This is a genomic window from Paenibacillus sp. FSL K6-2524, assembly GCF_038005525.1.
In the GTDB taxonomy this organism is placed as follows: Bacteria; Bacillota; Bacilli; order Paenibacillales; family Paenibacillaceae; genus Fontibacillus; species Fontibacillus anaericanus.
Genome location: NZ_JBBOSP010000001.1, coordinates 2,138,142 through 2,161,238, shown reverse-complemented (window position 1 = coordinate 2,161,238; position 23,097 = coordinate 2,138,142). Strand labels below are relative to the sequence as shown.

Genomic DNA, 23,097 nt, shown 5'->3' with positions numbered 1-23,097 from the left:
AGGTATTCATTCATGAAGAAACCAATAAAAGAACAAAAAACAGTCTTACTCATTTTATTAAGTAATATCTTCATCGTTTTTCTAGGAGTCGGACTTATCGTCCCTGTAATGCCATCCTTTATGAATATGATGCATTTATCGGGCCAATCAATGGGCTATCTTATGGCTGCTTTTGCCTTCGCACAATTTCTCATGTCTCCCCTAGCAGGACGATGGATTGACACTTATGGCAGAAAGAAAATGATTATCATCGGCTTATTCATCTTCAGTGTATCAGAAGTGATCTTTGGTTTAGGTACACATGTATCCGTTCTTTATTTATCCAGAATATTAGGAGGCATTAGTGGTGCATTTATTATGCCAGCCGTTACTGCCTATGTTGCAGATATTACCTCAGTAGAGGAAAGGCCAAAAGCCATGGGCTATATTTCTGCCGCCATTAGTATCGGTTTTATCATTGGCCCAGGTATCGGAGGTTTTATTGCTGAGCTAGGTGTGCGTGCCCCCTTCTACTTTGCTGGTGGTTTCGCATTAATAACATGTATTTCATCCCTATTTATTTTAAAAGAGCCACTATCCAAACAGCAGCTTTTGGAAATTAGTAAGCTAAAAAAAGATACCAACTTTATAAGTGATCTTAAGCGATCGCTTCATCCACTATATATTATTGCCTTTATTATAGTGTTTGTTCTGGCCTTTGGTTTATCAGCTTATGAAACTGTATTTAGTCTGTTCTCTGATCATAAATTTGGCTTCACTCCAAGAGATATTGCAACCATTATTACAATAAGTTCCATCTTCGGGGTTGTTGTTCAGGTCTTTTTGTTTGGTAAAATGGTCGGTAAGCTTGGTGAAAAGAAACTCATCCAGATATGCTTAATTACTGGCATCGTGTTAGCAGTAGCATCCACCATGATCTCCAACTATTTAGCCGTTTTGCTAGTAACAAGCTTCATCTTTCTCGCATTTGACTTGCTACGACCAGCATTAACGACTTTTTTATCAAAAACTGCAGAAAAAGAACAAGGATTTGTCGCTGGAATGAACTCAACATATACAAGCTTAGGTAATATCGCTGGGCCCGCATTAGCTGGTATATTATTTGATGTCAACATCAACTATCCGTATCTCTTTGCTGCAGTCATTATGTTTATTGGTCTTGTAATTACAATGATGTGGAAAGAAAAACAAGCAGTTAGTGGCTTGGTCAAATAATTTGAGGAAATGCTTAGGCTGTCGAGAAGATCTCGGCAGCTTTTTTTATGCCTTAAGGATAAATATTTACATAGCAAAAAAACGGCATCTCTGCCGTTTTCTTAAGGATGGATTGTCAGGGGCTCGAACCCTGGACCACATGATTAAGAGTCAAGTGCTCTACCAACTGAGCTAACAATCCATAAATATAAAGTTTTGGTGGAGCCTAGGGGGATCGAACCCCTGACCTCATCGCTGCCAGCGATGCGCTCTCCCAGCTGAGCTAAGGCCCCGCGAGCGACTATTACATCTTATAAAAAATCGCGGCACATGTCAATCATTATTTCAAAAAGTTAAATAGATCACAAAATCAAAATGGATATACCTATATAATCACTAAGGTTGGATGTTTGATTTTAACACAACACATTATATTATCTTCAGGAGGTACTTTGAAACGATGAACAATATAAAATATAAATTCCTTGAGCTTGAGAAACCCGTTACCTATGAATTGGAGGCACTAGAAGTTGGGGTAACCTCCAATTGTAATTTCCGTTGTGACTATTGCTGTGCTTATAACAGAAACGATGGGGAATCTATAGATGGCAAAGAAGTTATTCGTATCCTCGAAGAGATTCCAACCATCAAAAGAGTTCGACTTTCCGGTGGCGAGGTCACTTTGAAATTTCAAGATTGTGTCGAGATTGTAGCCTACTGTAGATCCAGAGGTATTGAAACCCAGTTGAATTCCAACGGTAGCTTGTTAAATCCTGAACGAATTCAGCAATTGGCTGATGCCGGATTAACTACCATCCACTTCTCATTTAATTTTACAACTGCTGAGAGTCATTCTAACTACTACAACGTACATCCAAGTATCTTCGATAAAATATGTAGTAACATTTCCATGTGCGCAACCACTAGCATTGATACAGTTCTCGAGACTCTTCTATTCGCTGAGACTGAGCATAATATGCAGGAAATAAGCAATAAAGTTTACCAATTAGGTGTAAGAACTCACGAAATTCAGAACAGCATCATCATGGACCATACGGGTTGGAAGTCAATCGCTGCACGGGATGCGTTGAAACAGGCTGTAAATGATCTAATTCAACACAAGAAGGATGATACTGTTCTCTACTTTACTTGTATGGATCGATTTGCTGAAGCACTTGGATTTGAAGAACAACCTGGAGTGTACTTCCCACATTGCATTGAAGGAATGAAACAACTTCACTTGCATGGCAATGGCGATATACTTATCTCTGAGCTGTGCCATCCCGTAATCATCGGTAATATTTATAAGGGCACTTCATTAAAAGACATATATTCTAATATGCCTGCCCCACTTGAACAATATTTAGAGAAGCGCCCTTGCCCTGCTCTTGATGCACTTTTCCCGCAAGGAGTTTAATTCATCACATATTTCTCACATCATGGTGATTTCCTCATGTATATCCCCCATTTATCCTGATCATCCTATTTAATATAGGAGGGGGGTGAAATAACTATGGCAAAGGATGTACTATGTGAAGTAAACAATTGTAATTATTGGGCTCCCGGGAATAAATGCGCCGCATCCTCTATCTATGTAGTAAGTCATCAGGGAAAGCAAGCCAGAAATTCAGCAGAAACCGACTGTCGTACTTTCGAACCCAAAATTTAATCTACACTTGAAAGAGCTCCGCTTGAATCCAAACTAGCGGGGCTTTTTCCTTTCGTTATATACTGGTAATATTGAATAAATATCAGCCAATACAGTTATTATGTATTACCAATATTGTGGGGTGATCAGTTCATTGCCCGCTTTGAACCGGAGGAAGAGCATCATAACGATACATCTGTTGTTAAGAACTTCTCAACTTACTTAAATAAGGGATATCGAAATTAAAAGCTACTAATATAAACAGAAATACCTACAGGCCCAGCAAATCAATATACTGGACCTGTAGTTCACTCAGGATTGTTACATTAGAATAAGCATGCTCTTGATACGATTACAAGAAGAATGAACAAAACCAATATAACCCCTGTAGAAGTCCCTAATCCAGCTCCACCAACAATTCCATCATTACAACATCCCGACATTTGTTTTCCCTCCCTTTTCAGAAGTATAGATCATCATATTAGGATTTGGTCTCTTCAGACACGGCACTTGCCTTGTATTGAATAAATAAAATCTTGCACATCGATAATCCTATGTAATATGAAAATCGCCTGCTCCAGTTAGTAATTCATTGCATATGATGAAACTAATACAATTCAGGTGTAGGTGATATCCTTGCCAAAAAGAAACATTATTTTAGAGGAAGAAGAAGAAGCTAATAATGAACTTTCAGCCGACGACCTTGCTATCATCGCAGCTGGGCTTACGGTACTTGGGGATTTATTCTCATTTTACTCATTAATTAAAGAACGCGAAGAAACTGAGAAGAAACTGAATAAGAACAAATCCTAAATAAGGCGCTTAGAGCTAAAATGCTCGTGCATCTTGTTTATTTTTGATTACTGAAGACAGAGATCAGAATCCCTCGTCATTATTGGCACAACAGTACTAGGCACCTCCCTATAGACTACCGCATACGATACGGCAGAAGGAAAAAAAGACTTAGTGGAGGTAATAAATTTATGTCTTTACAAGGGCAGAGTCAAAATCAAGTTATTTATAGAGCCGATGAAAACTCGATTCGAGCCATGAGAGGAATCAAGAATCAGGTTCACCAGCTCGGGAATCAATATGCTAATCATCCTATACGCGTACAGACAGTAGATGGAATAACATATGAAGGCCGATTGTCTCATATGGATGGTGACCACATGTTCCTAATCATTCCTGGGACTCCTATGCATGGACACAATGGATGGAATGGAGGACATCAAGGTTGGAACCCAGGAGGGCATCAAGGATGGCACCAGGGATGGCATCAAGGTGGTCACCACGATGGACATCACGACGGACATCATGACGGACATCATAACGGACATCATGACGGACATCATGGCGGTCATCATGGCGGTCATCAGGGCGGTCATCAGTATCCCGGTCTAGGACAGCAAGGTCATCATCCACAATCTCGTGCTTTCTTCGGTGGACCTGGAGCTGGTTTTAATGACGTTATTCTGCCTCTAGTTCTCTATAATTTGCTCGTTATCTCCTTACTGTAGACCCAGGGAATCAAATAAACCCGGTCCGCTTAACAAGCGTCCGGGTTTATTATTCTGTAGCCATGAATTAACCAAATCTTCCGGAAATATAATCAGAAGTTCGTTTCTCCGATGGATTTGTGAAAATCTTACTTGTATCATCATATTCCACAAGATCGCCCATCAAGAAGAAAGCCGTTTTATCGGATACTCGGGCAGCCTGTTGCATGTTATGTGTCACGATAATGATACAATACTCCTGCTTCAAATCGGCAATAAGCTCCTCAATTTTGGCACTAGAGATAGGGTCGAGCGCCGAAGCAGGTTCATCCATTAAGATGATGTTAGGACTGACGGCAATAGATCTGGCAATACATAGACGTTGTTGCTGTCCTCCAGATAACGAAAGTGCTGACTTATTTAAACGATCTTTCGTCTCGTTCCAAATCGCTGCTTTTGTTAACGATTCCTCAACGATTTGATCCAGTTTCCGTTTGTCTCTTATCCCGTGGTAACGAGGCCCAAAGGCTATATTCTCGTAAATAGATTTATGAAAAGGATTCGGACGCTGCCACACCATTCCGATCTTCTGCCTAACTAGCACAACATCCGTTTTAGGGTCGTTAATATTCTCGTCCCCTAACCAGATTTCCCCCGTAATCTTTGCTCCATCAATCAAATCATTCATCCGATTTAGACTCCGCAAGAATGTAGATTTCCCACATCCTGAAGGACCAATCAAGGCTGTTACTTGTTTAGCAGCAAAGTCGAGTGAAATATCCTTGACCGCATGCTTCTCTCCATAGAATACGTTCAAATCTTTAGTCGATAATTCGATATTATGCATATAAAAGCCCTCCTATTTCGTGGCCGTGAATTTCTTGTGCATTAAACGCCCGATATAGCGAGCAAGGAGATTGAAAATCAACACAGTAAGAATCAGCACAGCTGAAGCTCCTGCAGCAATTTCTGGTGCGTCCGGAGCTAAGCCCTCGGAGTTGATCTTCCAAATGTGAACAGCAAGCGTTTCTGCAGGACGAAAAGGATTTAACGGCGACGTTGGACTTAGTGGATTCCAGTTACCGAAGTCAAGTCTTGGACTACTCATACCTGCAGTGAACAGCAGTGCCGCAGCCTCTCCGAACACGCGGCCAGCAGACAATATCGTACCTGTTAGAATGACCGGGAACGCAATAGGTAGCATGATCGATTTGATCGTTTTCCATTTAGACAAGCCCAAAGCTAGACTGGCTTCCTTCTGCGCCTGAGGTACACTAGCCATAGCCTGCTCAGTGATCCGCACCATCAGCGGTAGATTAAATACCGTCAGAGCTAACGCACCTGAGAACAAGGAGAACCCAAAGCCAAACATATTAACGATAACAAGCAAGCCGAACAAACCAACTACGATGGAAGGGAACGAAGACAATACTTCCACAATCAATCGAATAAAATCAGTAATCTTCCCCGGTTTAGCGTATTGGCTCATATAGATGCCCGCACCTAGACCTAAAGGGATCGTAATAATCATAGTTAAAATCAGCAGGTATAAAGAGTTAAATAACTGCGGCCCAATTCCTCCCCCAGCTTTAATCGTCTGAGGAGCAGAAGTCAGAAAGTCAAAACTAATATGTCCGACCCCACGATAAAGAATGAATCCCAGTAGCCCCGCCATAATAAGAACGATAAAACCCGCAAGTGTAATGATTACCGCTGTTGCTATTTTATCTGCAGTTTTTGCACTCATCGTTTCGCTCTCCTCTCAAGCCATCGAACTGTAAATACGAAGATGAACGTCATCGCCATAAGAATAAATGCTAAAGTCCACAGTACATTGTTCTGAACTGAACCCATGACCGTGTTCCCCATACTTAATGTAATGACACTTGTTAATGTCGATGTTGATTCAAAGAGGGAAGTCGGAATATGCGGTGCATTACCAATAACCATTTGAACTGCAAGAGCTTCACCGAAAGCACGGGCCATACCGAGTACAACCCCCGTCATTAATGCAGGCATCGTTGTAGGAATAACTGTCCGATACAACGTCTGCCATCTTGTTGCACCCAATGCGTAAGAACCTTCCTTAAGTCCGGAAGGAAGAGCAGAAAGCGCATCTGTAGCAATTGAAGTAATCGTTGGCAAGATCATGATAGATAGAACCGTAGCTCCTGCCACAATCCCTAGTCCTTGCCCTGGAAACAGATCTCTATAAAATGGTACAACAACACTCAAACCCACAAAACCGTAGACTACGGAAGGAATACCAGCCAAGAGTTCAATTACAGGCTGCAAATACTTTTTTCCGTACTTTGGCATAATCTCAACCATAAACAATGCTGCACAAATACCAAGAGGAGCTGCAATGAGTGCGGCTAATATCGAAGTACTAAAGGAACCTATAATAAATGGTAACGCTCCGAACAATGGCGGTTCTCCGTCAGGTTTCCAGACTGTACTACCAAAAATCTCTTTAAAACTAACCCCGTTTACAAAAAACGAACTTAATCCTTTAGCTGCAACAAAGTAAACCATTGAAAATATAGTTACAATCAAAAAAGTAATACATAATGAAGTGTATATCTTACCGGTCCATTCCTCTATGATATGCGGTTGTACCCTTTTTTTCCCGCCGGACTGAGCCATGAAACCTCTCCCTTTACACAGCACAGAAAGAGGCAGATAGTTCCGCCTCTTTTCTTGCTGATATGATGTTGTGATATGTTTATTTCGTGATATTTCCTTCTACATCGCGTGTAACTTGCATTTTGCTAACTGGAATGTAACCCAGTTCAACTACATCCGCATTTTGTACTTCATCAGATTTGATGAAATCTAGGAATGCTGTTACAACTTCATTAGCCTCACCTTTAGTGTACATATGTTCATATGCCCATACAGGATAAGAACCATTTGCTACATTGTCTACATTCGCTTCCACACCATCGTATTTCACTGTTTTTATGGAATCATCAAGGTATGAAAGAGCAAGATAACCAATAGCTCCAGGTGTTTCTTTAACAAGTTTCTTTACTGTACCGGAGGAGTCTTCTTGAATCGCTCCTTTAAGGTCTTCTGTTTTTGTTCCAAGAGCATATTTCTCAAACGTAGCCCGCGTACCGGAACTGGATGGTCTATTAATGATTTGAATCGCTTGATCAGGACCCCCAACTTCATTCCAGTTAGTCACTGCACCAGTGAAAATTTGGACCAGTTGATCTTTAGTTAGATTATCGATATTCAGGTCTGGGTTTACAACAGCCGCCATAGCTACAACAGCAACTTGATGGTCAACCAATTCTGCAGCTGGAGTTGCCTCTAACTTCTCTTCAGCGAACACATCTGAGTTACCAATGTCCGCTTGTCCTCCAGAGACTTGAGTCAATCCAGTTCCACTGCCTCCGCCTTGTACTTGGATAGACACCTTCGGGTTTAAATCCATGAATTTTTGAGAAGCTTGATCAACCAAAGGTTGAAGTGCAGAAGATCCAACAGCTAGAATCGATCCGGAAAGTTCTCCTCCATTTGTATTCCCAGAGGCCGTCCCACCATTTGATTCTGTGGTGTTCTTTGCATCGTTGTTTTGACCGCACGCGGCCAATGTGAAAGTAAGGATTAGTGTCAAAACCAACATCAAACTCTTTTTCATCTCTTAGGTATCCCCCTTGTTTGTTTGTACAATACCAATTATATAAACCGAGTATCAATTCTCTGTATTAGTTTTGTAAACTCTGTGTAAAAAAATACACCCGCGAAATTAATCGCAGATGTAAAAGGCTTGTCCTATTTTATTTATCGACTCCCGTATTCTTTGACAAAAGAATCTTGAGTTCCTTCATAAACATATTAATGTCTTTGAAACGGCGATATACAGATGCAAACCGGACAAAGGCAACTTCATCGACCGGATATAATTGTTCCATAACTAATTCACCGATTTCTCTGCTCTCAACCTCTGTATTAGCTGAATGCCGTAGTGAACGTTCTGCTTCAGAGACAATAGATTCAAGTTGTTCGACAGAAACGGGACGTTTCTCACAGGCACGAATCAATCCTCGTAACATCTTTTCCCGGCTGAATTCTTCACGGCTTCCATCCTTCTTAATGACGATGAGTGGCATTTCCTCAACCATTTCGAAAGTAGTAAACCTACGACTACATTTCTCACACTCGCGTCTGCGCCTTATGGACCGATTCTCATTCGCCGGCCTAGAGTCCAGCACTTTAGTACCTAAATAATCGCAATAGGGGCATTTCAAGTCTTTGGACCTCCCTTCTATAAATATCTTATTGATTTGCAATAATACCAAAAAATAACTTATTAAATACGTAATGAAGATCGCGATCCCTGTACATAATACTCTTACCAACCCAAGGAGGTGAACAGCATGAGCCAAAACAACTCTTCGAATAACCTAGTTGTAAAACAATCTTCCGGGGCTTTAGAACAAATGAAATACGAAGTTGCTCAAGAACTTGGCATTTCTTTCCCGAAAGATGGATACGCAGGTAACCTGACTTCTTACGAAAACGGTTCGATCGGTGGTTACATCACAAAACGATTAGTGACCTTAGCAGAACAACACCTTGCAGGCCAATTCAAATAACCGATCTAGAAAGCATTGGAAGCTAAACGCTTCCAGTGCTTTCTTTCCTTATTATATATACCCTAACCTGCCCTTTAGGGGAAGTTTTTTCGTAAATTAAAATTCATCGTAAATATCGGAGTACTGCTTGTAATAGTGAGATACCCGTTGTACATAATGTCTTGTCTCACCAAAAGGAATGTCTTTGGACGATTTTAGCTGACCATCCCATCTCCCACTTTTGATCCAGTTCTTCACATTCGTTGGACCCGCGTTATATGCAGCTATCATCGCAGTTTCGTTCCCCTCAAATTGATCAAACAAATACTTCAAATACCATGTTCCAATTTCGATATTCGTTTCCGGTTCCTCTTTGACCCTATCTAACGATACATTCTTAAACTTCGCTTTGGTTAAGACCCACTCCGCGGTATCTGGCATGATTTGCATGACACCCAGGGCACCCTTCTTAGATACGGCTCCGGTCTTATAATTGGTTTCAACCCGAATAATTGCAGCCACCATCAATGGATTTAACCCATTTTTCTCCGCATGATGACGAATTTCATCCTTATATTGAATCGGGTAAAATAACGAAATCCAACTGGAATTAAAAAATACAATAACCGTAAAACTGATAAATAACAGTAACAATACCCTTTTTTTTCGAAGCCACCTCATAACAATCCCTTGTCCCGCCAAAAAATGTCGATCTGGCGTTCCGTTTCGTCGATTCCGAGGCTGTTGTCAATCAGTATATCCGCCATCTCCCTCTTCACTTCAATATCCATTTGTGCATTCAATCTATCCTCTGCCTCTTGCTGGTTAAGATTGTCTCTTAACATGAGTCGATTCAGTTGAATTTGCCTAGGTACATATACGACCATAATTTCATCGTATAAATCCTCAAGCTTGGATTCATATAACAAGGGAATATCGGCGACGACCAAACGTTGTGGATCATCCGCTTCGAACTTAGCCATACGCCGCTGCATCTCTTCTCGAATCGCAGGGTGCGTAATAGCCTCCAAGACTTTACGCTCCTGCGGATTAGAGAATATAATGCCCCCCAATTTCTTGCGATTTAGTGTGCCATCTGGGTTCAGAATAGAGGGACCATAAGTATGCACAACGGCGGCGAGCACCGGATGACCAGGCATCATCATTTCTCTCGAAATGACATCTGCATCGATTAATACTGCACCACGTTTAACTAAATATTGAGAAACCGTGCTTTTTCCCGAGGCGATTCCACCGGTCAAACCAATATTCATTCCCTCACCTCTTTACTCTTGTTGGATCGATTCGAGAGGGTTCTCTTTATTGGTGCTTTGTTAATCAGCTCTTTCGGTCTTTGACAGTTCGGGCAGAAGTGAGTGCCACGTCCTCCTACGACTGTTTTCTCCACAGCATGTCCGCATTTAACGCAAGGCTCGTCCTTCCGACCGTAAATTTGAAATGAGTGTTGGAACATCCCCATCTCCCCTTGACCGTTCACAAAGGATTTAATGGAAGACCCTCCTGCCTCTACAGCTTCTCTTAGTGTCGTAAGAATTGCAGCATACAGTAAGTCAAGCTGATCCGTACTCAGCTCATTTGCCGGAACTTCCGGGTGGATTCCTGCTCTAAATAACGCTTCATCCACATAAATATTCCCGAGTCCGACTACATATTCCTGATTGAGCAAAGCAGGTTTGATCTTCGTCGATCGCTTAGAGATCGCTTCACGAAAAGCGTCGGCAGTAAAAGAGCTATCTAGTGGTTCCAATCCCAGTTTAGCCAATGGATTACTCTTAAATTCTTCACCTGCTGGGAACAAATGCATAGTTCCAAATTGGCGAACATCTTTATATCTTAATTCGGTACCATCGCTGAAATGGAAGATGACATGCGTATGCTTCTCAACAGGATCGCTTTTGTCATACAGTCCATATCTGCCTTCCATACGTAAATGGGATACCAACACGAGACCATCCATAACAATCCGTAGAAATTTCCCCCGGCGTCCGATCTCTAAAATACGGTGACCAATCAATTCCATTTCGAATCGTTTGATGTCATCCGGTCGCTGAATTATTCTGGGGAGTGACACGGTCGCGGATTCGATTGTCTTCCCGACGATTAATTCGGTCAATGTTCTTCTGACCGTCTCTACTTCCGGCAATTCCGGCATTTTGTCCCTCACCTCATCCAGTTATTATAGGATTTACTTCGCTTCGTACCAATTTAGGCCACTGCTAACTTCTGCTTTCAACGGAACTGATAATGGAAGGGCTCTTCCCATGGTCTCCGGCACGAGTTTACTCATGATATCCATCTCATCCGGTGGAACCTCGAATACCAATTCATCGTGTACTTGAAGTAACATCCGACTCTTTAGCCCATGATTCTTCAATGCTTCATCCATTAACACCATGGCAAGTTTGATGATGTCTGCTGCCGTTCCTTGAATCGGTGTATTCATAGCTGTACGTTCTGCAAAGGAACGAATATTGAAATTAGATGCGTTAATCTCCGGTAAATAACGTCGACGTTCTAATAGTGTCTTTACATAACCGTCGCGCTTTGCTTCAAGGACAATATCGTCCATATACCGACGAACACCACGGAAAGCTTGGAAATATCTCTCGATAAATTGCGAAGCTTCTTTACGCGTAATATTAAGGTTCTGAGATAATCCATAATCACTAATTCCATATACAATTCCGAAGTTGACCGCTTTAGCTGATCGACGCATATTTGAGTCAACTTCCTCCGCAGATACTCCAAATACATCCATCGCTGTTTTCGTATGAATGTCCAGATCATGTAGGAATGCTTCTTGCAACCCTTCATCTTCCGAAATATGAGCCAATACACGGAGTTCGATCTGAGAGTAGTCCGCAGCGAGAATAAACCAGCCTTCCTCCGACGGAACAAATACCTTACGTATCTTTCTACCCTCTTCCATCCGGATCGGAATGTTCTGTAAATTGGGGAATTGGCTACTTAATCTACCCGTTGCTGCAATGGTTTGGCGGTAATACGTATGAACCTTCCCGGTTACTGGAGAGATCTCCTTAAGTAATCCTTCAACATAGGTTGATTGTAGTTTGGCCAACTGACGATAGTCCAGAATGTACTGAACAATTTCATGATAAGGGGCCAACTTTTCCAAAACTTCTGCATCTGTTGAATAACCAGTCTTGGTCTTCTTCATCACAGGTAAACCCAATTTATCAAATAGAATCTCACCTAATTGTTTTGGTGAATTCAAATTAAATTCTGTACCCGCAATTTCGTATACCCGGGTAACCAGTTTCGTAATTTGCGACTCAAACTCTTTGCCAAGCTGGGTTAAGTCTGCTCGATTTACGGCTATCCCCTGCTTCTCCATGTCAGCTAGAATACGTGATAAAGGCATTTCCAATTCATAGAACAACCTATTCATCTCATTCTTCTCTAGCTCACTCCGTTGAAGCGCAATGATATGTAACAGCACTTCTGCCTTTCGAGCAAGATGCTTACTAAGTGTCTCCTGATCCGGCACTTTGAACTTCGCACCTTTACCATATACCTCTTCATCAGGAGTTAAATAGGCCAAGCCGTATTTAGCAGCTAAGTCGCTAGGTGTTTGGTTGTTATCCGTTGGATCAAGTATATAGGCAGCAAGTTGGACATCGTGCTCTTCCCCAGCCAAAGAAACGCCTTGCCAATGCAGCGCTAAATCTGCTCGGTGCAGATCATATCCACGTTTTGGAACAGATGCATCCCCTAGCCAAGAGACAATGACTTCTGTCTCCTTGCTCTTTAGAAATTCGAAGGGGACGAAGAAATGCCGCTCTGGAGTCGATAATACCATTCCCATTACGATAGCATGATGTGGGTTCTCTCCATACGATTCAACATACATCACTTCGATTTGTGGAAGAAGCGCTGTAAGTTCAGGCAATGTGCTCGAATTTACAATAGTCACATCAACTTCAGATACTGCCTGAGGGGCAACGGATGCCTCTCCAGCTGGACCAGCAGTAAATGCCATGCGCTCGATAAGCGACTTAAATTCCAGTTTGCGCAGCATTGGGGCTGCCTTATCCTCCTGGATTCCAGCAAAGATCATATCTTCCCACGAGCGTTCAATAGGTACCTCTTGGAAAATAGTAGCTAACTTCTTGCTCATGCGCGCATCCTCCGCATGATTTACTAAGTTTTCTTTCATTTTACCCTTCAATTCATCACTATGAGCCAATACTTCCTCAACCGATCCATATTGATGTAACAGCTTCATTGCCGTTTTCTCACCAATACCCGGAACGCCCGGAATATTATCAGAAGCGTCGCCCATTAACCCTTTTAGATCAATGATCTGATCAGGACGAAGACCATACTTCTCTTCTATTTCCTTCGGTCCATATGGCTCAACCTCACTGATACCTTTACGAGTGAGTGCTACTTTTACATTCTCAGAAACGACCTGAAGCATATCCTTGTCACCAGTGACGACAAGTACTTGAAGGCCGGCTTCTTCCCCTTGTTTACTGAGCGTGCCAATAATGTCATCTGCCTCATAACCAGCCAATTCAAACCAAGAGATTCCGAAGCTTTCTAGTAATTCACGCATCAGTGGGAATTGTTCCGAAAGCTCATGTGGTGTCTTTTCACGACCACCTTTATATTCTTTGTAACCTTCGTGACGGAATGTTTCTTTGCCCGCATCAAATGCCACTAGAATATGACTTGGTTTCTCTTCTTGAATCAGACGTAATAACATATTTGTGAATCCATACACAGCGTTTGTATGTAATCCTCTAGAATTAGTTAGTGGTGGCATAGCGAAGAATGCCCGGTAAATAATACTATTTCCATCAATCAGAATCAACTTTTCCATATAGCACCTACTCCTTCAGCTATCTCCTACCTTTATTCTAACACAAGCCTCGCCTTTATAAAAAAACAAAAGCGACCGAATTACAAGTAGATCAATCTACTTTGTAATTCGGTCGCTTATTTAATGAAAAAGTAACTATTGGTTCAAATCTGGGCGATGTCCCGTAACCAAGTAAACGGCACTCTCACCTATATTTGTGGCATGATCGGCAATTCTTTCTATGTAACGTCCGACCAAAGTTAACAGCATCGCCTGTTGCAAGGAGCTAGGGTTCTCAATCATGAACGAATACAATTCAGTAATCATTTGACTGTATAGATGATCTACTTCATCATCATCCTTGGCCATCTTGTACGCCAAATCGGTATTCTCATCCAAATAGGATTGTAAGGATTCACTTATCATGAGAATGACCAATTCAACCATCCGCGGAATGTCAATCAGTGGCTTGATTAAAGTTTGGCCTTCCAAACGCAAGGTTACCTTAGCGATATCAACCGCTAAATCCCCCATCCGCTCCAAATCACTGGAAATTTTAAATGCAACGATAATCCGACGAAGGTCCTTAGCTACGGGTTGTTGGGTCACAATTAATCGTGAGCCGATCTCCATGATCTGTTCTTCCATCGCATTAAGCTTAATATCCTGTTCAATTACTTCTTTAGCTTTGCTTGATTCAAAAGTTTGTAACGCTACAATAGACTCCTGCAATGCATGTTCCACATGCTTTCCCATTTGTCCCAGTAACTGGCGAAGCTCTTCTAGATTTCGATCAAATTCTCTTCTTTGAATCATAGATCATCTGCTCCCTTCTCTTAACCGAAACGTCCGGAAATGTAATCTTCAGTACGTGAATCCTGCGGGGTTGAAAACAGCTTCTGAGTATCACCGACCTCCACAATTTCACCATTCAGGAAGAAAACAGTCCTACCTGAAATTCTAGCTGCTTGATGCATGTTATGTGTAACCATAACAATTGTATACCTATCTTGTAGCTGCTGAACTAATTCTTCAATTTTTAATGTTGAAATAGGGTCCAGAGCTGAGGTAGCTTCATCCATAAGTAAGATGTCTGGCTTAACAGCTATCGCACGCGCGATACATAAACGTTGCTGTTGCCCACCTGACAAACTAAGTGCTGATCTCTTAAGGAAGTCCTTAACCTCGTCCCAAAGGACTGCTTGCCGCAAACTTTGCTCAACAATTTCATCGAGTTCAGCTTTCCCCTTTACTCCATGTAAACGAGGACCATAAGCGACATTATCATAAATTGACTTAGGAAATGGGTTAGGTTGTTGGAATACCATTCCCACCTGTTTGCGAAGTGATTCAACTTGCACATCATCGCCATATATTTCTGTACCCGCTATTTGTACTGAACCTTCTATACGGGTACCGACAACCATGTCATTCATCCGATTCAGGGTCCGAAGCAGCGTTGACTTACCACAGCCAGACGGGCCAATAAATGCGGTGATCGCTTTCTCAGGAATATCCATCGATACATCCTTTAGCGCATGAAATTGATCGTAATACAAATTCAAATCTTTAATGCGAATGATTGGTTCCATGTCACTACTCCTTCTCTAAATAAACATCTCTACCCAACATACAAAGCACGAGTTCACAACTTATCAAAATGCGTAACAGCGCTTCAGGTACAAGATGAGGATCAACACTTATGCCATCGTATCCAGTTTCTCTGATTCAGGCAATTTCTACTCAGACATACCACAATTTTACCTAATGTATGTAAACAATAATAGGCTTGATTGTAAACGCAGTGTAAAATTTAGCCCGCTTTTTATCCAAAAATTAAAAAGCTATCCTAGAAGCAAAAAATACTTCTAGAATAGCTCACTTAATTACACATCGTAGTTTACAACATAATTTTGTAGTTCTGTATTGTAATAACCCACACTGAATTCAATTACATTTCCCTGTACGTCGTAAGAATAACGCGACCTCTTCAGCACTGGGGTCCCCTTGCTAATCCGTAATATGTCTCCCACTTGCTCCGATGGGACTGCAACCGTAAATTCATCCCGAAGCTTATCCAAGGAAATCTCCTGTTCTTCTAACAATTCATAGAGGGATTGGGCATTCAAATCACTCAGATTCAAATCCTCCATAGCTATTGTTACGTAATGCGTGTAGTGAATATACGGCGCATCATTCAGGTTGTAAACTCGTTCCAAGCTTAGACAACGTTCCCCAAATAACCGGTAAGGTTCAGTCCCCACTTCGTTACGAATCACTTCCGCTCGCAACCATTGTTTTTGGATTTGATAACCCTCTTCTACCAAAATCTCTGTGAATCGTTTCCATTTGGATAACTTAGAAGCGGACGTATTCCGGATTACCTTCGTTCCTTTGCCACTGCCTTTTTCGAGATATCCTTCTTGAGCCAACTCCTGAATGGCATTGCGGACAGTAATCTTACTGACTGCAAACTCTTTTTCCAATTGTGGTTCTGATGGGATATTGGTTCCTATAGGATAGACACCATACAGTATCCGATCTTTGAGGATATTTTTGATCTGCAAATATAACGGTTTATCTTTGCGTGACAAGCTCACGGTTGTTTCCACTACCTTTCTACATCTCCTACGGATTGCGTCATAGTCCGAAGTATATCCTCTGCAGAAGCCATGGGAGTATCACCTACCACCGTATGTGCCAACATACCTGCTGTCGCTGCATATTGGGCGGTTTTCTCCACCGGGTATCCTTCTAGCTCGCCATGAATGACTCCGCTGGCAAAGGCATCTCCTGCCCCTATTCTATCATAGACGGCAAAAGTCAGCGTTTTTGAATAAGTGAAGGTTCGATCCTTAAAGATAAAACCACGCAAGGAATGTGAATTGTCACTGTGTATAGAGCGATGGGTCCCTGCAATGGTATGGATACCATATTGCTGCGCAACAGCTGGAATAAGTTCCTCAAGTTGCTCTTCACGTTCTACCTTATCCGTGCTCATACCCAAGGTTAACATGGCATCTTTTTCGTTCATCATCACGATATCCGCTAGTTGCAGCATTTCTTCGTAATGGGGTTTCGCCTTCTCATAACCATTCTCTCCCCAGTGGGATGGACGGTAATTACAATCAAAGATGACAGTACCTCCACGTTGCTTAACCGCTCTTGCGAGAGACTTCATATGCTGCCGGACAACTTCGTTCATCGCTAAAGTAATTCCGCAGAAATGAACCGCGTCTATCTGCTCTGCAATTGCTTCGTAATCATACGTTCCTTCAGGGGAAGTATTGAAACTGCTTTCCAAGCGATTCGAATAGGTTACGCGGCTAGACCGGACACCAAATCCGTTCTCTAAGAAATACATACCTATGTAACTTCCACCCCGACTCATTAGTGTAGATGTAATACCCAGCTTCCGCAGATACGCTGCAGCAGCATCACCAAGGGGATTAGCAGGCAATCTAGTAATGAGGTGGCCGTTATGTCCAAAACGAGCCAAGGCTGAGATCACATTCACTCCGGTTCCAGAGAACGAGTAGTTCAATGTATTTCCTTGCGAAAGCAACTCATAACCAGGCACTTGCAAGCGCATCATGACCTCTCCAAAGGCTGCAATGTTCTTAGGCATAAAGATCCGCCAACTTCTTCATGATTACTAGCAAATCGCGCACGTCTTGAACATTAGTTTTTCCTGTTTCTTTATCAATAATCGAAGAATATACATGAGGGATAACTTGCTGAACTCCAGCTTCTAGCGCTATACGTAAGATGGCTTCAAAATTATCCATGTCGATTCCACCCGTTGGCTCCAAAGCGAATCCAGTCTCGGCACAAGCCTCAGCAACAGCACGGAACTCATCTTCACGGCTTAACCCTTGCATTGGGAAATACTTAAGTGCATTTCCTCCCATATCCTTCACTAGTGCAATTGCAGATCTAATAGGAACAATCGCAGGCTCATCCTGCGTGGAACTTATCGCACCTGTTGAGATATTCACATATCCGACGCGTCCGGTAGGAGCTATCATGCTGTTAATCCAGCTATCCTTCTCCCCAAGATTGGCACGTGTCGCGCCAACAGCAGGAAATGCTTGGTTAATATGACTACCAGGATAATATTTTGCAATTTCCGCTACAACAGCCGCTTGACGGCTATCACCAGCTCCAAGTCCAATGGATACGGCTTCTTCAATTTCCTGACCATATTGTTTCATTGCTGTTACTGCTTCTTCTACCGACTTATAATCCTTGGACAAAACACCCACTACTACATAGCCTTCTGCCGCTTCAAAAATCTCTTTGGCATTCTCAATGTCCTTGGCTAGTACATTTAACGCGACCCGTCCTTTATAAAAACGCTTTGATATATTTGACATATTAAAGTCCCCCAACTAATTCACGTATTTTTGATTCAATAACCATCATATCATCCCCAAGAAGCGGGCGTGGGTCGATATCGAAGTATCCTTGACGCACACCATAATCTCTCGTATAGATTGCAATTTCGCCACTCTGAAGACCTTCAGCAACTTCTTTAGCGGTAACTCCAGCTTGTTTCGAATCAATATGAATACGACCACGGTATATTGCGCGACCTGCTTCATCCTGTACAATCGAAACACGGATTCCTGCAACCTCGTTTAGTGGCATAAGCACCTGTAGTGCTTCTTTTTCTTGCTCACTTTTATCTTGTTTGACGGTATATTCTTCTAACGCTTGAAGTAGTCCAAATGTCGTTTCTTTGCCTACTTTCATGCTTCGTCCAATTCCGTGCAATTGCACCTTTAACCACTCAATATAAGTCCGTTTCCCTGCAACGATGCCAGAGGTTGGCCCTTCAATAGCTTTAGAGCCACTATAAATAGCAAGATCAGAATACTTCACGTACTTTTGAATATCTTCTTCCGCAGCTGCATCCACAATTAACGGAATATTCTTACGACGAGCAACCTCCCATGCTTCTTCAACGGAAATCATATTCTTCTGAACGGCGTGATGTGATTTCACATAAAGTATGGCGGCTGTTTTTTCGGATATCGCATCCTCAATATGCTCTGCCTTACCTTCATTGGCATAACCAACTTCGATAAGCTTACCACCGCCCAAAAATACCATCGTTTCAACGGGAGCTCCATATTGCACGTTATGTCCCTTTAGGATGATAATCTCATTCTTAGGAATTTCCTCTTGATGCAGACGCTCACTACGGCGTCGATTGCCTTGTGTCACTATTGCTGCTACAGAGAGAGCAATACCGCTAGATGCCGAGTTCACAACAACAGCTGCCTCTGAGCCTACAATGTTGGCTACGAAGTCCCCAGCTTTGTCAACTAGATCAGCGATCTCAACATAGCTTTGTCCGCCTTGCTTCATTGCCTCCATAACCGTATCGGTCGGAGCCGAGACCCCTAGAATACTCATTCGGCCACTTGCATTAATTACACGTTTGAGTCCGTATTTAGCATTTAATGTACTCGCCACTAACAACCACTCCTTTAGCTTCGATTAATCTATTAGCTACTCTCTGCTCCCCTTCAGAATCCATAAGTTCCGTTGGTTCATTTCGGGTATTAAATAACGTCAAGTTTGCAACATCCCCTACTTGAATTCGCCCAAGTTCAGGTTTGCCGAGCCACGCTGCTGCATGATTGGTGACAGCCGCAACCGTCTCTTCAAGCGAATAACCTAGGTAGAGGAATTTGGAGAGAACACTCGCCATACTGTATACCGGACCGTTGAGGCGATTTCCGCGATAAATGTCGGTGCTAATGGTATGAAGTCCAATACCATGTTGCTTCGCCGATTCAGCCACTTTAAAGGAGAAGCTTGCTGTCCCATGACCTACATCCAGATGAACGCCTCGTTCAATCGCATCTAGTAATACTTGTAGAGGTTTGCCTTCTACATCAAAAAGATTGTTTTTCTTTCCGTTGAGATAGTGAGTAATAATATCTTTACGTTCCAGAAGTGAGATAACATCCTTAATTTCAGGCGGCCCTGAGCCAATATGTACCATTAACGGCAGCGCTGTTTCATTGGCTAGCTCCCTGGCAATGCGTAATGGCTCTATTCCACTGTCACCCACTACACTCTTACTAATTCGCGCCTTCAATCCGACAATAACATTCCGATAGGCTTCAACCGACTGTCTTACCTTTTCCCGATCGATCCATTCTAGATTTGTTAATTCATCGACTCTTTGTAATCCAATCTTTGAAATATTCAAAAAGGCGAACACTTTCGTCTTGGCCTGCTCGCTATTCGCAACCAAGTCAGCAATCCGATCTGCTCCACAACTACCAGCATCGACAATAGTTGTTACACCTTGCTTAACTCCGATCTCATCCATATCATCACCATAGGGATCAAAATCAGGAAAGGCATGTACATGCATATCAATCCAACCACTCGACACATAAGCGCCCGAGCCATCCCAAACTTGCGCACCGCATCCCTCTCCGGCTGCAGTGATCTCGACGATATTACCGGACTCCATTACGATATCGATCTCTTCTTCATTCACCCTTTTTACATTACGAAGTACGAATCTTTCACTCACAGTTCTCACCTCTTTTTATGTAAACATTATAATGTTTAAGGTAACATGAATTTACCATAAAGTAAATATAACGTTATAATGTTTATACATAAAAAAACATCCATCATTTTATATTAATGATGGACGTTTTTTCTTATTAACAACTAACTTGTAACCAACCCCGCGAATCGAATCAATATGTACTGATTCGGGGTCAAGTTCCAGTTTCTTACGTAGTGAACTGACATGCACATCTACAGTACGCTGGCCTCCAATGTAATCAAAGCCCCAAACCGCGTTCATTAGATCATCGCGCGTCATAACTACACCCGGCTTACGTGCCAAATACAATAGTACTTCAAATTCCTTTGGCCGTAACGTAATCGGTTCACCGCTAAGCGTCACTTCGTATTTCTCAGGATAGATAACAAGTGCGCCATGTGAAATATGTGCTTCATCCCGCTCCGGCAACTTCTCCCGTTCTTCAACACCTGTCGATCTCCTTAGCACAGCGGCAACCCTGGCCAATAGTTCAGCCACTCCAAAAGGCTTCGTTATATAGTCGTCTGCGCCAGACTTTAAGCCTTCAACCACTTCTTCTTCTGCATTCTTAGCCGTCAGAATGATCACCGGTGTCTTCACGCCTTCATTCCGAAGCTTGGTCATAATTTCGAATCCATTCATTCCAGGAAGCATCAAATCCAACAGAATTAAATCAAACTCATTCTTCAAAGCCGTATCATAACCAGTTTGTCCATGGTCTTCCACGGTTACCGCATATCCTTCGCTCGTAAGATTGTAAGATAAAAGTCTGGAAAGCGTCGGCTCATCTTCAATTACTAATAGTCGCTGCGTCATATAAACCCCCATATTTTCTACAACCAGGATGGATGTTGACGAATCTTGACTCATGTATACATGCTCAGCATATCACCACTTTGTTAACGCGGTGTAAAATCCAAAAAACAGCTTACACAAATAAATAAGATCATTCCAAATTATGCATAAATGGAAGCTCAAGAATAAAGGACGACCCTTCTCCAACTTTGCTCTCTACAGTAATCTTACCACGATGCAACTCCACAAGATGTTTGACAATGGAGAGGCCAAGTCCCGTTCCCCCTGAATTCCTTGATCTCGCTTTATCCACCCGATAGAAGCGTTCAAATATTCGCGGAAGGTCCTTCTTAGGAATCCCGATTCCAGTATCACTCACTACAATTCGGAGTTTCTCATCATCACTGCCCTCATTCTCAATTCGGATGTCTACCTTAACTTTACCCCCTTCAGGCGTATAATTGATTGCATTAGACAATAGATTCATAAAAATCTGTCTGAGCCTATCTTCATCCCCTTCAATAAACATATGCTCAGGAATGTCATGAAGCATTACGATAGACTTTTTGTCCGCTGCAGATTGCAATACTTCAAATATACTATCGAATAATTCCTTCAGTGGAATCGGAGCATATTCTAGCGGAGCTTGCTTCGATTCGATCTTTGATAATTCCAGGATGTCCCCAATTAGACGATTCAAACGATCTCCCTCATCGTAAATGATCTGCAGAAAAGATCTAACGGTTTCTTCGTCTTTTACTCCTCCAGCCAGGAGTGTTTCCGCAAAACCTTTTACAGCTGCAATTGGCGTCTTCAATTCATGGGACACATTCGCTACAAATTCACTACGCATCACTTCCAGGCGACGGATACTTGTAACATCATGAAGGAGGAAGAGCATACCACGGTAGCTACCATCGTTCTCGAACATCGGCACGCCGTCAAAATGTAAAATCTTACTCTCTGGATCATACACATTCCGTTCTTCGTGAATACGTTCTTTGAGCTCCATGCCTTCTTCCATAAACTTAGTAAATTCAAAGTTTCTCTTGAGTACATGGTAGGGTTTGCCTAGTAATAAATGCTCTTTCATGCGCAAAATACGTTCAGCTTCTCGATTGATGAGTGCGACTCGACCCTGCGCATCAACCATTACAATACCACCTGTAATATTGGATAATACGCTCTGCGTTAAACCTTCGTTATCACGGATTCGTTTCAATTGCTGCTGCAAGCTATCAGCCATTCCGTTAATGGCTTGCCCAAGCTGCCCGATTTCATCATTACGACTAAATTGCACTCTCGCATCGTAATCGAACTTGGAAATCTTATTTGCAACCTTAGTAATGTGCTCCAAGGGTCTAGTTAGCCCCTTAGCGATTCGATAACTAATGAATGTAGCAGCTAGAAATAAAATTAATAATCCCACGAACATGAGTAACCAACCTTTATTCAGCCCCTCACTAGCTATAGCAAGACTCATAGACAATCGAATATAACCGTCAAATCCCAAATCAGAAGTGACATGTCTCGCAACGTAGAGCATATCCTCATCCAAAGTATCACTATAACGTATAGCACTGCCTACTTTATCACCTGTAGCAGAAATAATTTCCTCTCGATCAGAGTGATTGTCCATCTCCAAGACAGAAATCTCGGAGTCACCAATAACCTCCCCGTCGTTACCAATAAAGGTAACCCGAGATCCAATCAAGTTCTCCAGTTCTTTCGCTTTGGCCGAATAATAGTCTGTGACGCCTGGATTTCCTTCGAGAGGTTCAAATGGAAAGGTGTTCTCAAGCAAGTTAATCTCACGCGCCATATTCTCCTCTAAGGCGTCAATATGTGAATCTTTGAACACCAACGCCATGGATATCCCTGCAGCAAGCATGGATACCCCCACCAACCCCATCATAATAACCGTAAGTCTATGTCGAAATGTCTTCATA

25 protein-coding genes and 2 tRNA genes are annotated in these 23,097 nt (G+C 42.3%); 6 read left to right on the top strand and 21 right to left on the bottom strand.

The annotated features are described in order from the left end of the window. Positions 1-12 precede the first annotated feature (12 nt). Positions 13-1,215 (top strand): MFS transporter, encoded by a 1,203-nt coding sequence (locus tag NST85_RS09560; RefSeq protein ID WP_341189139.1) that lies wholly within the window; start codon positions 13-15, stop codon positions 1,213-1,215. A gap of 108 nt (positions 1,216-1,323) precedes the next feature. On the opposite strand, the gene NST85_RS09555 is transcribed toward NST85_RS09560, so the two are convergent. Further along, positions 1,324-1,396: transfer RNA gene (locus NST85_RS09555), tRNA-Lys, on the bottom strand. A gap of 15 nt (positions 1,397-1,411) precedes the next feature. Next, a tRNA-Ala gene (locus NST85_RS09550) sits at positions 1,412-1,487 on the bottom strand. Between the two features lie 167 nt (positions 1,488-1,654). Here NST85_RS09550 and NST85_RS09545 point away from each other — a divergent pair. Together NST85_RS09545 and NST85_RS09540 are read left to right on the top strand one after the other, a co-directional pair. Next, positions 1,655-2,611 (top strand): radical SAM protein, encoded by a 957-nt coding sequence (locus NST85_RS09545; protein ID WP_341189138.1) that lies wholly within the window; start codon positions 1,655-1,657, stop codon positions 2,609-2,611. Positions 2,612-2,707: 96 nt separating this feature from the next. Then, on the top strand, positions 2,708-2,863 hold the full coding sequence (locus NST85_RS09540) for a DUF1540 domain-containing protein (protein ID WP_127192626.1): 156 nt from the start codon (positions 2,708-2,710) through the stop codon (positions 2,861-2,863). Positions 2,864-3,168: 305 nt separating this feature from the next. Here the strand turns inward: NST85_RS09540 and NST85_RS09535 are convergent, their stop codons facing one another. Further along, on the bottom strand, positions 3,169-3,285 hold the full coding sequence (locus NST85_RS09535) for a YjcZ family sporulation protein (protein ID WP_211350107.1): 117 nt from the start codon (positions 3,283-3,285) through the stop codon (positions 3,169-3,171). Between the two features lie 193 nt (positions 3,286-3,478). Here NST85_RS09535 and NST85_RS09530 point away from each other — a divergent pair, with 193 nt between their 5' ends. Continuing rightward, positions 3,479-3,655, top strand: coding sequence for a hypothetical protein (locus tag NST85_RS09530; protein ID WP_170220182.1), 177 nt, complete (start codon positions 3,479-3,481; stop codon positions 3,653-3,655). A gap of 170 nt (positions 3,656-3,825) precedes the next feature. Further along, positions 3,826-4,362, top strand: coding sequence for a hypothetical protein (locus NST85_RS09525; protein ID WP_341189137.1), 537 nt, complete (start codon positions 3,826-3,828; stop codon positions 4,360-4,362). 67 nt (positions 4,363-4,429) lie between these two features. Here NST85_RS09525 and pstB (NST85_RS09520) read toward each other — a convergent pair whose 3' ends face one another. The 5 genes from pstB (NST85_RS09520) to nrdR form a co-directional block, all read right to left on the bottom strand. Next, positions 4,430-5,188 (bottom strand): phosphate ABC transporter ATP-binding protein PstB, encoded by a 759-nt coding sequence (pstB, locus tag NST85_RS09520; protein ID WP_127192624.1) that lies wholly within the window; start codon positions 5,186-5,188, stop codon positions 4,430-4,432. 12 nt (positions 5,189-5,200) lie between these two features. Then, complete coding sequence (gene pstA / locus NST85_RS09515) at positions 5,201-6,088, bottom strand: phosphate ABC transporter permease PstA (protein ID WP_127192623.1); 888 nt, start codon at positions 6,086-6,088, stop codon at positions 5,201-5,203. After that, the gene (gene pstC / locus NST85_RS09510; RefSeq protein WP_127192622.1) at positions 6,085-6,987 is read right to left on the bottom strand and encodes a phosphate ABC transporter permease subunit PstC; all 903 of its coding nucleotides are present in this window, start codon (positions 6,985-6,987) and stop codon (positions 6,085-6,087) included. Before pstC ends, pstA begins: the two co-directional genes overlap by 4 nt. A gap of 79 nt (positions 6,988-7,066) precedes the next feature. Beyond that, entirely contained in the window at positions 7,067-7,990 is a 924-nt protein-coding gene (locus NST85_RS09505; RefSeq protein ID WP_341189136.1) for a phosphate ABC transporter substrate-binding protein, read from the bottom strand. Positions 7,991-8,129: 139 nt separating this feature from the next. Continuing rightward, positions 8,130-8,600 (bottom strand): transcriptional regulator NrdR, encoded by a 471-nt coding sequence (gene nrdR, locus NST85_RS09500; RefSeq protein ID WP_127192620.1) that lies wholly within the window; start codon positions 8,598-8,600, stop codon positions 8,130-8,132. Between the two features lie 129 nt (positions 8,601-8,729). On the opposite strand from nrdR, the gene NST85_RS09495 reads away from it, so the two are divergent. Continuing rightward, positions 8,730-8,948, top strand: a complete 219-nt coding sequence (locus NST85_RS09495; protein WP_127192619.1) for an alpha/beta-type small acid-soluble spore protein — start codon at positions 8,730-8,732, stop codon at positions 8,946-8,948. Positions 8,949-9,044: 96 nt separating this feature from the next. On the opposite strand, the gene NST85_RS09490 is transcribed toward NST85_RS09495, so the two are convergent. The 13 genes from NST85_RS09490 to pnpS form a co-directional block, all read right to left on the bottom strand. Further along, on the bottom strand, positions 9,045-9,608 hold the full coding sequence (locus NST85_RS09490; RefSeq protein WP_341189135.1) for a lytic transglycosylase domain-containing protein: 564 nt from the start codon (positions 9,606-9,608) through the stop codon (positions 9,045-9,047). Further along, a complete protein-coding gene (gene coaE / locus NST85_RS09485; RefSeq protein ID WP_127192617.1) occupies positions 9,605-10,201 on the bottom strand; it encodes a dephospho-CoA kinase in 597 nt (198 codons plus the stop codon). Before coaE ends, NST85_RS09490 begins: the two co-directional genes overlap by 4 nt. Then, positions 10,198-11,100, bottom strand: a complete 903-nt coding sequence (mutM, locus tag NST85_RS09480) for a DNA-formamidopyrimidine glycosylase (RefSeq protein ID WP_127192616.1) — start codon at positions 11,098-11,100, stop codon at positions 10,198-10,200. The genes coaE and mutM overlap by 4 nt, the downstream gene beginning before the upstream one ends. Positions 11,101-11,133: 33 nt before the next feature. Beyond that, complete coding sequence (gene polA, locus NST85_RS09475) at positions 11,134-13,794, bottom strand: DNA polymerase I (RefSeq protein ID WP_341189134.1); 2,661 nt, start codon at positions 13,792-13,794, stop codon at positions 11,134-11,136. A gap of 135 nt (positions 13,795-13,929) precedes the next feature. Further along, positions 13,930-14,589: a phosphate signaling complex protein PhoU gene (phoU, locus tag NST85_RS09470; protein ID WP_127192614.1), complete on the bottom strand. Its 660-nt coding sequence runs from the start codon at positions 14,587-14,589 to the stop codon at positions 13,930-13,932. A 20-nt stretch (positions 14,590-14,609) separates the two neighbouring features. Next, positions 14,610-15,365, bottom strand: a complete 756-nt coding sequence (gene pstB, locus NST85_RS09465; RefSeq protein WP_127192613.1) for a phosphate ABC transporter ATP-binding protein PstB — start codon at positions 15,363-15,365, stop codon at positions 14,610-14,612. A gap of 294 nt (positions 15,366-15,659) precedes the next feature. Next, positions 15,660-16,385 (bottom strand): GntR family transcriptional regulator, encoded by a 726-nt coding sequence (locus NST85_RS09460; protein WP_341189133.1) that lies wholly within the window; start codon positions 16,383-16,385, stop codon positions 15,660-15,662. Then, positions 16,385-17,401: a sugar kinase gene (locus tag NST85_RS09455; RefSeq protein ID WP_127192612.1), complete on the bottom strand. Its 1,017-nt coding sequence runs from the start codon at positions 17,399-17,401 to the stop codon at positions 16,385-16,387. The genes NST85_RS09460 and NST85_RS09455 overlap by 1 nt, the downstream gene beginning before the upstream one ends. Continuing rightward, positions 17,394-18,149 carry a 2-dehydro-3-deoxy-phosphogluconate aldolase gene (gene dagF / locus NST85_RS09450; protein ID WP_341189132.1) on the bottom strand — a complete coding sequence of 252 codons (756 nt, stop codon included), beginning with the start codon at positions 18,147-18,149 and terminating at the stop codon, positions 17,394-17,396. The genes NST85_RS09455 and dagF overlap by 8 nt, the downstream gene beginning before the upstream one ends. A gap of 1 nt (position 18,150) precedes the next feature. Continuing rightward, entirely contained in the window at positions 18,151-19,254 is a 1,104-nt protein-coding gene (locus NST85_RS09445; RefSeq protein ID WP_341189131.1) for a DgaE family pyridoxal phosphate-dependent ammonia lyase, read from the bottom strand. Continuing rightward, complete coding sequence (locus NST85_RS09440; RefSeq protein WP_341189130.1) at positions 19,232-20,332, bottom strand: amidohydrolase/deacetylase family metallohydrolase; 1,101 nt, start codon at positions 20,330-20,332, stop codon at positions 19,232-19,234. Before NST85_RS09440 ends, NST85_RS09445 begins: the two co-directional genes overlap by 23 nt. A gap of 108 nt (positions 20,333-20,440) precedes the next feature. Next, the gene (locus NST85_RS09435) at positions 20,441-21,169 is read right to left on the bottom strand and encodes a response regulator transcription factor (protein WP_127192608.1); all 729 of its coding nucleotides are present in this window, start codon (positions 21,167-21,169) and stop codon (positions 20,441-20,443) included. Positions 21,170-21,299: 130 nt separating this feature from the next. Beyond that, positions 21,300-23,096 carry a two-component system histidine kinase PnpS gene (gene pnpS / locus NST85_RS09430; RefSeq protein ID WP_127192607.1) on the bottom strand — a complete coding sequence of 599 codons (1,797 nt, stop codon included), beginning with the start codon at positions 23,094-23,096 and terminating at the stop codon, positions 21,300-21,302. Position 23,097: the final 1 nt, after the last annotated feature.

Excerpts from the sequence above, each read along its gene's own strand:
- NST85_RS09560 (WP_341189139.1), top strand. The coding sequence starts at position 13 with ATGAAGAAACCAATAAAAGAACAAAAAACAGTCTTACTCATTTTATTA.
- NST85_RS09545 (WP_341189138.1), top strand. The coding sequence starts at position 1,655 with ATGAACAATATAAAATATAAATTCCTTGAGCTTGAGAAACCCGTTACC.
- NST85_RS09540 (WP_127192626.1), top strand. The coding sequence starts at position 2,708 with ATGGCAAAGGATGTACTATGTGAAGTAAACAATTGTAATTATTGGGCT.
- NST85_RS09535 (WP_211350107.1), bottom strand. The coding sequence starts at position 3,285 with ATGTCGGGATGTTGTAATGATGGAATTGTTGGTGGAGCTGGATTAGGG.
- NST85_RS09525 (WP_341189137.1), top strand. The coding sequence starts at position 3,826 with ATGTCTTTACAAGGGCAGAGTCAAAATCAAGTTATTTATAGAGCCGAT.
- pstB (WP_127192624.1), bottom strand. The coding sequence starts at position 5,188 with ATGCATAATATCGAATTATCGACTAAAGATTTGAACGTATTCTATGGA.
- pstA (WP_127192623.1), bottom strand. The coding sequence starts at position 6,088 with ATGAGTGCAAAAACTGCAGATAAAATAGCAACAGCGGTAATCATTACA.
- pstC (WP_127192622.1), bottom strand. The coding sequence starts at position 6,987 with ATGGCTCAGTCCGGCGGGAAAAAAAGGGTACAACCGCATATCATAGAG.
- NST85_RS09505 (WP_341189136.1), bottom strand. The coding sequence starts at position 7,990 with ATGAAAAAGAGTTTGATGTTGGTTTTGACACTAATCCTTACTTTCACA.
- NST85_RS09495 (WP_127192619.1), top strand. The coding sequence starts at position 8,730 with ATGAGCCAAAACAACTCTTCGAATAACCTAGTTGTAAAACAATCTTCC.
- NST85_RS09490 (WP_341189135.1), bottom strand. The coding sequence starts at position 9,608 with ATGAGGTGGCTTCGAAAAAAAAGGGTATTGTTACTGTTATTTATCAGT.
- coaE (WP_127192617.1), bottom strand. The coding sequence starts at position 10,201 with ATGAATATTGGTTTGACCGGTGGAATCGCCTCGGGAAAAAGCACGGTT.
- mutM (WP_127192616.1), bottom strand. The coding sequence starts at position 11,100 with ATGCCGGAATTGCCGGAAGTAGAGACGGTCAGAAGAACATTGACCGAA.
- polA (WP_341189134.1), bottom strand. The coding sequence starts at position 13,794 with ATGGAAAAGTTGATTCTGATTGATGGAAATAGTATTATTTACCGGGCA.
- phoU (WP_127192614.1), bottom strand. The coding sequence starts at position 14,589 with ATGATTCAAAGAAGAGAATTTGATCGAAATCTAGAAGAGCTTCGCCAG.
- pstB (WP_127192613.1), bottom strand. The coding sequence starts at position 15,365 with ATGGAACCAATCATTCGCATTAAAGATTTGAATTTGTATTACGATCAA.
- NST85_RS09455 (WP_127192612.1), bottom strand. The coding sequence starts at position 17,401 with ATGCCTAAGAACATTGCAGCCTTTGGAGAGGTCATGATGCGCTTGCAA.
- dagF (WP_341189132.1), bottom strand. The coding sequence starts at position 18,149 with ATGTCAAATATATCAAAGCGTTTTTATAAAGGACGGGTCGCGTTAAAT.
- NST85_RS09435 (WP_127192608.1), bottom strand. The coding sequence starts at position 21,169 with ATGACGCAGCGACTATTAGTAATTGAAGATGAGCCGACGCTTTCCAGA.
- pnpS (WP_127192607.1), bottom strand. The coding sequence starts at position 23,096 with ATGAAGACATTTCGACATAGACTTACGGTTATTATGATGGGGTTGGTG.